This is a genomic window from bacterium (assembly GCA_040756715.1).
Taxonomy (GTDB): Bacteria; UBA9089; UBA9088; order UBA9088; family UBA9088; genus JBFLYE01.
Window position 1 is genome coordinate 1 of sequence record JBFLYE010000118.1, and the last position, 8,462, is coordinate 8,462.

Below are 8,462 nucleotides of genomic sequence, written 5' to 3' on the forward strand. Positions count from 1 at the left end.
TCCCTGATCTCACCCCCTTTATCCCTTAATTGGATTATTTTAACAGAAGATTCAATTGCCTTTTCTGCTACCTCTATAGCATTGCATAACCCTGTATCAATGATTAAATATAAACCCTTTATCCTTGGCTTAAACAAAGCCTTTTCTATTGCATAGACGCTATACCTTATCTTTCTAAAATCCCCTCCCAAGAACTCCTCAAGAACCCTTAAACCCTCCTCTGTTCTTTTTATGTTTGCTTCTAAAACCTCCCGCCAATTGTCCTTGTTGTAATCATCTATCCTTGTTCCAATATCACCTTCAACATCCCTTTCTTTAAGAAGAAGGGGTAAAGGCAGAGAAATCAAGGCAATCCTATGCCTTATCTCTTTTATTTTCTCTGTAATTTCCTTATCTTCTAAAATAAACCTTGCAATATCCTCTATAACCCTTAAGCCCTCCCTTACCCTATTCAGATTGGCATCAATAATTCTTATATTCATTTTGAAAGCAAAAGGGAAAAAAGGCAAACAATTCCTGAAAGATACATAAGAATTTTAAAGTCATAATGGGAAAGGATTAAGCCACTCAAGATTGGACCAATCACAGAGGCAAGACAGACCAGGGAATAAAGAATTCCACTTACGGTTGATTGCTCCCTATTTTTGGAAAGGAGTTCCTGAAGAGAGCCGACTTGCAATGTAGCATAGGAAAAAGCAAGTAAAATCTGGATGGGAAGGATATAGAAGAAGGAAGGAGAAATGCCATATCCCAGAAAGACAAATGCGGATGCAAGAAGCCCTGTTTTTATAAGAATGGTATTTCTATGGCTCTCAACCAATGGTGTAATGAAAAATTGGGAGAATGTATTTAAAAAATAGGCAATTCCAACCCAAAACTTGCTTGCACCAAGGGATACAAGAAAAAGGGGGAAGATTGCCCAGATAGATGCGGCAGAAAGGCTTCTTAAGAAATAGGGAAGATATATCCCCATATTTCTTTTTAAAACATCAAAAAATGCCTTCCCCTCTATTTTCTCTTGGGAAAAATTCCTCTTTTCCCCCCTTGCAATAAGGAATCCCATAAAAAATAAAGAGCTACTTAAAAGAAATATAGCCTTATAGCTTTGAATAAAACCTGCTAATATACTTCCAAATGCCCAGCCAAGCGAGCCATATCCTACGAACCTTCCCATCATTCCATTCCTGTGGTAAAATCCATAGACCGATAAAGCCGCAGGATACATCCCCCAAACAAGACCCGTGATAGCCCTTATAAAGAGCAAGGAGCTTGGATTCTTTATAAAGATATGACAAAAGATCATAATTGAGGAAAAAAGAAGCCCCAGAAAAAGAAATATTCTTCTTTCAAACCGATCAGAAAGAAAACCAAAGAGGGAAAAGCTTACAAATGCTAAGCCATTAAAAGTGGCAATTACCAATCCAATAAAGAAAAGGGAGGCGTTTAGCTCTTTGGCAAGCAGGGGAATAAAAACAGAGGAGGACATTAATCCCGAATAGGTCAAGAATTGGATGATATTTGTTCTCAAAGCCTTTTTCCAATAAGAAAGCCAATGAGGCAGGAAAGAAGGAGGATTATTGTCTTAAGTGGGCCAAAGCTTATGATAAGAAGACCAAAGAATAGCCCGATTAAACCTCCCAAAAAAGCATTTGGGTTTTTCTCTATCCATCCCTTTATTAGCTCAAGAAATCTCATCCTAACCTCCTTCTTCTTTTTATATGATTTATATAGACCATTTTTCTGTAATCCTTTATCATTATTTCTTGCATTAGATTATCTATTTCTTTGTTTATGCTATCCCCTATTCTCTTCATAGAAGAAGAAAATCCTGTGGCGAATATCCTTAAATCCACCATCTTGTCTTTTATTGAAACCTTGCAAGACAGCTCATCAATTCCGTTTATCTCTATCCCTTTTATCAAGTCTTCTATGGCAGCTTTTGTTATTCTAATAGAGCCATTTTCAGAAGCTATATCTATACCATCATCAGAAGAAAAAAACCTTTTTTCAAGGGATAAAACAAGGAGGCTTATGCCAAATAGGACAAAACCAAAAATGGCAATTCTATAATCAAGAAAAGGAGAAATTCTACCAATGGGAAGAACATTGAACCCAAGAAGGACGAAAAGCCAGCCCAGAACAATAAGAAAGAATATAAGAATAAAGAGAGAAATCCTAAAGATAATGCTCATCTCAACCTTCTTTCCTCCTTTTCTACTATTTCAACACCCTCAACAAAGATATTCACCTCAACCACCTTCAAGCCTGTCATCTCTTGAATTGCCTTTTTTACAGCCTCCTGGACAGAAAAGGAGACATCAAAAATCTTTACGCCAAACTTAGCAATTATTGAAATATCAACAATAACCTCCTCTTGTCCAGCCTCTACCCTTACCCCTTTTGTAACCTGTCCAAGGTTTAAGATATTAACAATTCCATCCCTGATGCCTCCACTCAAACCAACCACGCCATCAACCTTTGATGCTGCAATACCAGCAATTGATGCTATGGCCTCATTGCTTACCTTTACCTCGCCTATTTTTCTTTCCATTTTGCCTCCTTATTCAGAAATTTCCTTATATCCTCTGGTTTTGTCAAAGAAAGTGCCTTTTCTGCTATTTGCTTTACCTCATCCATTGTTGCATCCCTTATTGCCTTTTTTATTCTTCCCATTACATCCCAATTAACGCTTAGTTCATCAATTCCTAGCCCAAGAAGAAGGGGTGTATATAAAGGGTCTGATGCCATTTCGCCACACATTGCAACCCATACCCCCGCTTTATGACCAACATCAATAACATTTTTTATAAGCCTTAAAATTGAAGGATGTAATGGTTCGTAAAGATAGGCTGTATCAGGGTTTGTTCTATCAACCACAAGGGTATATTGAATCAGATCATTTGTGCCAATAGAAAAGAAATCTACAAGATCTACCAATGTATCGCAAGCAACAGCAGAAGAGGGTGTTTCAATCATTGTCCCTATCTCTATATCCTCCTCGAAAAGCACCCCCTCTTTTTTAAGCTCACATTTCGCCTCTTTTAAAAGAGCGATTGCTTTAATTAGCTCATCAGCGCAAGTGACCATAGGAAACATAACCTTGATATTGCCTTTTTTATTTGCCTTTAGGATTGCCCTTAGCTGGGTTTTAAATATCTCCTTATATTTTAATAAGAGCCTGATTGCCCTTAATGAGGAAGAGCCTTTTTCTTTTAAAAACAAGGGTATTTTATCCTCACCAATATCAAGGGTTCTTATGGTAACATAATGTGGATAGGCAATCTCTCCTATCTCTGAATAGACCCTTGTTTGTTCATCTTCGTCTGGAATATCCAGTCTTTCAACAAACAAAAATTCTGTTCTGAACAAACCTATGCCATCAGCATTTTCTTTTCTTATAAGATGGACCTCATCAGCCAGCTCAATGTTTGCAGAGAGGTTTATCCTGTGTCCGTCTTTTGTCTTTGGTGGAAGATGAACAAGACCCTCCTTAAAATAGACCTCAAGCTCCTCCTCCTTTTTCCTTCTTTGATACAATTCATCCTCTCTCTTTCCTGGATTTACTATAACCAGCCCCTTTCTTCCATCAAGGATTATAATATCATCTTGCAAGACAATATTCTCAATATCAGGAATCCCAAGAACAGCAGGAATTCTTAAAGCCCTGGCGAGGATTGCCGCATGTGATGTCTGTGTTCCCATACTACATAGAATTCCTGCAATCTTTTCCTTTGGGATAGAGGCAGTATCATAGGGTGAGATATTTCTTGCCACAAGAATAACCTTTTCCGCTATATCCTCTAGCCTTTTATAATCCCTTTCACCCAGATGATAAAACATCTTTGCCGAGATATCATGAAGAATTTCAATGGTTCTTCCTGCCTGAGCTGAATGCAAAGATAGATTATCAATAACCATCCGGACAGCCTCAGAGAAGGCATAAGAGGCATTTACCCCTTTATTTATGTTTCTCTCTGCAATTGGAATAAGCATTGGATCATCCAGTAGGGCAAGGTGAACATTAAATATCTCGGAAAACTTAGCCCCAAAATCATTTTTTATCTTCTCCATTACGGTTGCTATTTCCTCTTTTGTCTTTTCTAGGGCATATCTTAACATAGCCTTTTCTTCTTTTCGCTCTTTTTCTTGCAATTCCCTTTTTATAGGCATCTGCCTTCCAAGGCTAAAGAGATATGCTTTTCCTTTAACAATCCCAGAGGATGCACCAATCCCACAAAACCTTTTAATCTTCATTGAATCTCTTTCCAAATAGCCTTGCTATGCTTTTCATAGCCTCTCTTTCATCCTCGCCTTCACATCTTAAAATTACCCTATCCCCTTGAAATACCTCTAATGACAATATTCCAAGAAGGCTCTTTCCATTCATCCATCCTGCAATCTCTTCCTTTTTTATATAGACCTCGCATTTAAACTTTGTTGCTACTTGAGTAATCAAAGCCGCCGGCCTTGCATGAATACCCGCCTTATTTTTCACCAACAAAACCCTTTCAATCAAAATCCTTTAAAAAACCTTTATATATTTTAGCATAGCTACCTTATTAACATCAAGTAGAATGTGTAAAACTTAAAAGCCATATTTAATATACAAAAAAATAGTAGACAATCCTATAATTTTAAAAATATACTTTAAGAATGGAATTTCAAGACCTTTCATTGTTTGAGCTTATAAAAAGGGGAGGGATAGCGATGTGGCCCCTCTTTCTTTGTTCCTTTATCCTTCTTTGGATTGCCATAGAAAAGTGGATAAGTGTTTGCTTTAAAACAAGGAGGCTTAATCAAGAGGCTGAGGAGTTTATCTTCAGGATAGAGGAGGTAGTTTTAAAGGGTGGAATAATGGAGGCAATTACCATATGTGAGGTTACAGGAGGTCCACTGGGAAGAATATTCAAGGCAGGTCTGCTTAAGCACGACAGGAGCAAGGAGGAATTTTTAGACACCATAAGAACAGCCGAGGATTATGAGCTTAAAAGCTTCAGGAAAAACATATGGGTTCTTGCCACAATTGGAAGCATCGCACCATTCATTGGTTTATTTGGCACAGTAATAGGGATAATGCGGGCATTTTCAAGCATTGCTACATCTGGCTCATCGGGAATAAATGTTGTGGCAGCCGGTATTTCTGAGGCATTGGTTGCCACAGCAGGTGGTCTTGTGGTTGCGGTAATAGGCATTGTTTTCTATAATTTCTTTCAGATAAAGACATCAGAGCTTATTCATGAGCTTCGTTTCTATTCCTTAAGGCTTATTGATATGATTGGTGATAGAAGGGGATGGTAAAGAAAAGTCAAAAATGAGGTAAAAATTGAATTAAAAATGCAACATATTACGGAAGAAGATAGGTTTATTGCTGAGATAAATATTACACCCTTAACCGATGTTTTTTTGGTTTTGTTGATAATCTTTATGGTTGCCACGCCCTTCCTTATGTATCAGGGGATAAAAGTAAATCTTCCCTCCTCAATAATGGGTGTTCCAAATCCAGAGGCGATTGTTATTACGATTGACAGAGAAAAGAATGTGTTTATTGATGAGGTAAAGGTTGAAAAAGGGGGTTTGAAAGAATACCTTGAGCAGAAGCTTTTACAAAAAGAGGATAAGCTTGTTATTATAAGGGGTGATCGCTTTATATATCTTGGCGATGCCGTCTCTGTTATGGACATAGCAAAGCAAGCAGGGGCAGAGAGGATTGCTATTGCTACAGGGAAAGAAGAATGAGGAGGATAGAGAGGGAGAAATTCGTTGAGACTATTTCTTCGCTTTGTAAGGAGGTAAATTATAGCCTCCCTCTCTCTATGATTAAAGCCCTTATTAAAGCAAGGGAAAATGAAAGGGATGAAAGGCCAAGGGAGGTTTTATCAATTCTCATTGAAAATGCAAGGATTGCAAAAGAAAAATGTGTGCCAATCTGTCAAGATACGGGGTTTGTTATTGTTTTTCTTGATATTGGAAGGGATTTAAGGGTTGATTTTGATATAAATTCTTCGGTGCAGGAGGGTGTAGGAAGGGGCTATAAAGAGGGCTATCTTAGGCAATCTATTGTTTCCTCCCCTTTTGAAAGAAAAAACACCGGCGATAACACACCTGCCATTATCCATATAAATCTTATAGATGGTGAATCCTTACAAATAACCCTTTTTGCAAAGGGAGCTGGCTCTGAAAATCAGGGAGGATTATTTATGCTTAAGCCCTCTGATAGGGAGAAAATAGAGGATATTGTGGTTTCCTATGTAAAGGAAAAAGCCCCCTATGTCTGCCCTCCCATTATGGTTGGAATTGGAATTGGAGGGGATATGGAGATTGCCTGCCTTCTTTCAAAAAAGGCAGTTTTAAGGGACATAGGAAGGTTTAATGAAAATCTAGCCATTGCCCAAATGGAGAAAAATCTCCTTTTTAAGATAAACAATCTTGGAATTGGACCAGGTGGTTTGGGAGGGATGACTACCGCCCTTTGTGTTAATATAGAAGTAGCTTCCTGTCATATCGGAAGCCTTCCTTTGGCAATAAATTTTGGGTGTTATGCCACTCGGTATAAAAGAATAACGATATGAAAATAAAGATTCCAGAGGAAAGGGAGGTTTTTTATAGGCTTAAAGTAGGGGATAAAATTTTTCTTTCTGGGACAATTTATACCGCCCGTGATGAAGCACATAGAAGGATTGCGGATTGCGGAATGCGGAGTGCGGAATTTCCTTTTGAGATTAAGAATCAGGTTATTTATTACACTGGGCCATCGCCGACAAAACCAGGGGAGGTCATTGGTTCCTGTGGTCCAACCACATCAGCCAGGATGGATAAATGGACACCCCTTTTGCTCTCACTTGGATTGGCCGGGATGATTGGAAAGGGCCCAAGATCAAGCGAGATTATCGATGCAATTAAAAAATACCAAGTGGTATATTTTATTGCCATTGGTGGAGCTGCGGCATATTACACAAATTTTATTGAGAAAGCCGAAATTGTTGCCTATTCGGATCTTGGTTGCGAGGCAATTCATAGGTTGGAGGTTAGGGATTTTCCACTTTATGTTGGAATTAGCTCTGATGGAGAAACTATATTTTAAATTAAGATTTATCTATTATTTTGCATTTTGCATTTTGCATTTTGCATTTGGTAATGGTTATTGTTTAACCATTGAGCCTTTCTGGTCAAGAATAGGGGAGAAGGTGTTAATCTCTGGAGAAGGTTATAAGCGGAAGGAAGATATAACCCTTAATTTTGAGAAGAAAACCTTTAAGCTAAAGGCATCTTTGCAGGGAACATTCTCAGTAAGCTTTATTATTCAATTCCAGCCAGGTGGAAAAAAGGTAATCACAGCAAGCTCAAAAACAAAGAAAGAGACAGCCTCTTTCTGGGTAAAACCAAAGATTAAGGCCTATCCATTGAAAGGAACAAGGGGAACAAAGGTTAATATAAGTGGAGAGGGTTATAGCCCTAATGAGAGGATTCAAATAGGCTTGGGAAGAAATTCTGCTGTGGCTTGGGGAACAGCCTCTTCTCTTGGCACATTTTCTGCCACATTTACCATTGCTCATCAGCCCTATGGCCCCCAACCCCTTTTTGCCGTAGGTCATAACCATTATTTGGATGATCAGAAGGATTTCTTTGTGGAGCCAGTTTTAAGTGTTGTTCCAAGAAAGGGAATTATAGGAAGCCTTGTTACAATTTCGGGAACAGGCTTTTTTCCTTCCGAAGGCCCTCCTCCAGGCGAGCCAATTATCATTGATTTTGGAACACACCGAGCATTAATGACTGGCTATACAAATTACTACGGAAGCTTTGAAATTCCTTTAAATGTGCCTTCTTGTAAAGGAGGATTGGTTGATGTGTCTGTAAGGGGAGGGTATTCAGGCTTGGTTTCTTCTTCAAATTTTGATATAGCCCCAAGAATAAGGCAATTTCCCCAATCAGCACAGCCTTTAAGACCAATGAGGATTGAAGGGGATGGGTTTTTAAAGTATGAGACAATAACCATAACCCTTGAAAAAAGAAGGGAAGGGACAAGGACATTAACCCAAAGAGAAGAATTTCTTGCTGATGAAAATGGCAGCTTTGAGCTTGATTTTCTTGTGGATACCCAACCAAAGGGGGTAAAGAGACTTACCATAAAGGGGCAATCTGGGTTTACAGAGGTGCGAAATCTTGAAATAAAGCCCTGTATTGAAGTAGTTGAAGCGGACAGGAAGGCAGGGACATTGACCATAAAGGGAGCAGGTTTTATGGAGGGAGAGGGGGTTTCTTTTAGCTTTGGAGGCCCAAGGTATATTGGAGGGACAACGGCAGATAAAGAGGGGGCTTTTCTTGCGACATTTAAAATTTCTGGAATACAAGAGAAAGAAAGAATAATCGCTGAGGGGAGTAAAAGCTATGAGGTTGCAATAGCGTATTGGGAGGAGAAGAAATAATGTTTAGGGGATAGAGAAAAATTTTTCTTGCAAAGTTTT

12 protein-coding genes are annotated in these 8,462 nt (G+C 38.7%); 5 read left to right on the plus strand and 7 right to left on the minus strand.

Annotated features, from left to right (window positions below; genetic code table 11):
* From AB1397_04365 to AB1397_04395, 7 genes are all read right to left on the minus strand, one after another.
* Window positions 1–482: thiamine phosphate synthase (locus tag AB1397_04365; GenBank protein ID MEW6482217.1), on the minus strand; the 482-nt coding region annotated here is incomplete at its 3' end.
* Window positions 479–1,528 (minus strand): MFS transporter, encoded by a 1,050-nt coding sequence (locus AB1397_04370; protein ID MEW6482218.1) that lies wholly within the window; start codon window positions 1,526–1,528, stop codon window positions 479–481. The genes AB1397_04370 and AB1397_04365, both read right to left, overlap by 4 nt.
* Window positions 1,525–1,695, minus strand: coding sequence for a DUF2273 domain-containing protein (locus AB1397_04375; GenBank protein ID MEW6482219.1), 171 nt, complete (start codon window positions 1,693–1,695; stop codon window positions 1,525–1,527). Before AB1397_04375 ends, AB1397_04370 begins: the two co-directional genes overlap by 4 nt.
* Window positions 1,692–2,192 (minus strand): hypothetical protein, encoded by a 501-nt coding sequence (locus AB1397_04380; GenBank protein ID MEW6482220.1) that lies wholly within the window; start codon window positions 2,190–2,192, stop codon window positions 1,692–1,694. The genes AB1397_04375 and AB1397_04380 overlap by 4 nt, the downstream gene beginning before the upstream one ends.
* Window positions 2,189–2,551, minus strand: coding sequence for an Asp23/Gls24 family envelope stress response protein (locus tag AB1397_04385; GenBank protein MEW6482221.1), 363 nt, complete (start codon window positions 2,549–2,551; stop codon window positions 2,189–2,191). Before AB1397_04385 ends, AB1397_04380 begins: the two co-directional genes overlap by 4 nt.
* Entirely contained in the window at window positions 2,536–4,254 is a 1,719-nt protein-coding gene (gene ptsP, locus AB1397_04390) for a phosphoenolpyruvate--protein phosphotransferase (GenBank protein MEW6482222.1), read from the minus strand. The genes AB1397_04385 and ptsP overlap by 16 nt, the downstream gene beginning before the upstream one ends.
* Window positions 4,244–4,516 carry an HPr family phosphocarrier protein gene (locus AB1397_04395; protein MEW6482223.1) on the minus strand — a complete coding sequence of 91 codons (273 nt, stop codon included), beginning with the start codon at window positions 4,514–4,516 and terminating at the stop codon, window positions 4,244–4,246. Before AB1397_04395 ends, ptsP begins: the two co-directional genes overlap by 11 nt.
* A gap of 137 nt (window positions 4,517–4,653) precedes the next feature.
* Here AB1397_04395 and AB1397_04400 point away from each other — a divergent pair, with 137 nt between their 5' ends.
* Genes AB1397_04400 through AB1397_04420 form a run of 5 tightly spaced genes read left to right on the plus strand, consistent with a single transcriptional unit; the run spans window position 4,654 to window position 8,423 of the window.
* Window positions 4,654–5,298, plus strand: a complete 645-nt coding sequence (locus AB1397_04400) for a MotA/TolQ/ExbB proton channel family protein (GenBank protein MEW6482224.1) — start codon at window positions 4,654–4,656, stop codon at window positions 5,296–5,298.
* 36 nt (window positions 5,299–5,334) lie between these two features.
* The gene (locus AB1397_04405; protein MEW6482225.1) at window positions 5,335–5,736 is read left to right on the plus strand and encodes a biopolymer transporter ExbD; all 402 of its coding nucleotides are present in this window, start codon (window positions 5,335–5,337) and stop codon (window positions 5,734–5,736) included.
* On the plus strand, window positions 5,733–6,569 hold the full coding sequence (locus tag AB1397_04410) for a fumarate hydratase (GenBank protein ID MEW6482226.1): 837 nt from the start codon (window positions 5,733–5,735) through the stop codon (window positions 6,567–6,569). Before AB1397_04405 ends, AB1397_04410 begins: the two co-directional genes overlap by 4 nt.
* Window positions 6,566–7,081, plus strand: a complete 516-nt coding sequence (locus tag AB1397_04415) for a FumA C-terminus/TtdB family hydratase beta subunit (protein MEW6482227.1) — start codon at window positions 6,566–6,568, stop codon at window positions 7,079–7,081. The genes AB1397_04410 and AB1397_04415 overlap by 4 nt, the downstream gene beginning before the upstream one ends.
* Window positions 7,062–8,423: a hypothetical protein gene (locus AB1397_04420; GenBank protein MEW6482228.1), complete on the plus strand. Its 1,362-nt coding sequence runs from the start codon at window positions 7,062–7,064 to the stop codon at window positions 8,421–8,423. The genes AB1397_04415 and AB1397_04420 overlap by 20 nt, the downstream gene beginning before the upstream one ends.
* Window positions 8,424–8,462 lie beyond the last annotated feature (39 nt).

Coding starts and splice junctions, on each gene's coding strand:
- AB1397_04380 (MEW6482220.1), bottom strand. CDS start 2,192: ATGAGCATTATCTTTAGGATTTCTCTCTTTATTCTTATATTCTTTCTT.
- AB1397_04420 (MEW6482228.1), top strand. CDS start 7,062: ATGGAGAAACTATATTTTAAATTAAGATTTATCTATTATTTTGCATTT.
- AB1397_04415 (MEW6482227.1), top strand. CDS start 6,566: ATGAAAATAAAGATTCCAGAGGAAAGGGAGGTTTTTTATAGGCTTAAA.
- AB1397_04410 (MEW6482226.1), top strand. CDS start 5,733: ATGAGGAGGATAGAGAGGGAGAAATTCGTTGAGACTATTTCTTCGCTT.
- AB1397_04400 (MEW6482224.1), top strand. CDS start 4,654: ATGGAATTTCAAGACCTTTCATTGTTTGAGCTTATAAAAAGGGGAGGG.
- AB1397_04405 (MEW6482225.1), top strand. CDS start 5,335: ATGCAACATATTACGGAAGAAGATAGGTTTATTGCTGAGATAAATATT.
- ptsP (MEW6482222.1), bottom strand. CDS start 4,254: ATGAAGATTAAAAGGTTTTGTGGGATTGGTGCATCCTCTGGGATTGTT.
- AB1397_04385 (MEW6482221.1), bottom strand. CDS start 2,551: ATGGAAAGAAAAATAGGCGAGGTAAAGGTAAGCAATGAGGCCATAGCA.
- AB1397_04375 (MEW6482219.1), bottom strand. CDS start 1,695: ATGAGATTTCTTGAGCTAATAAAGGGATGGATAGAGAAAAACCCAAAT.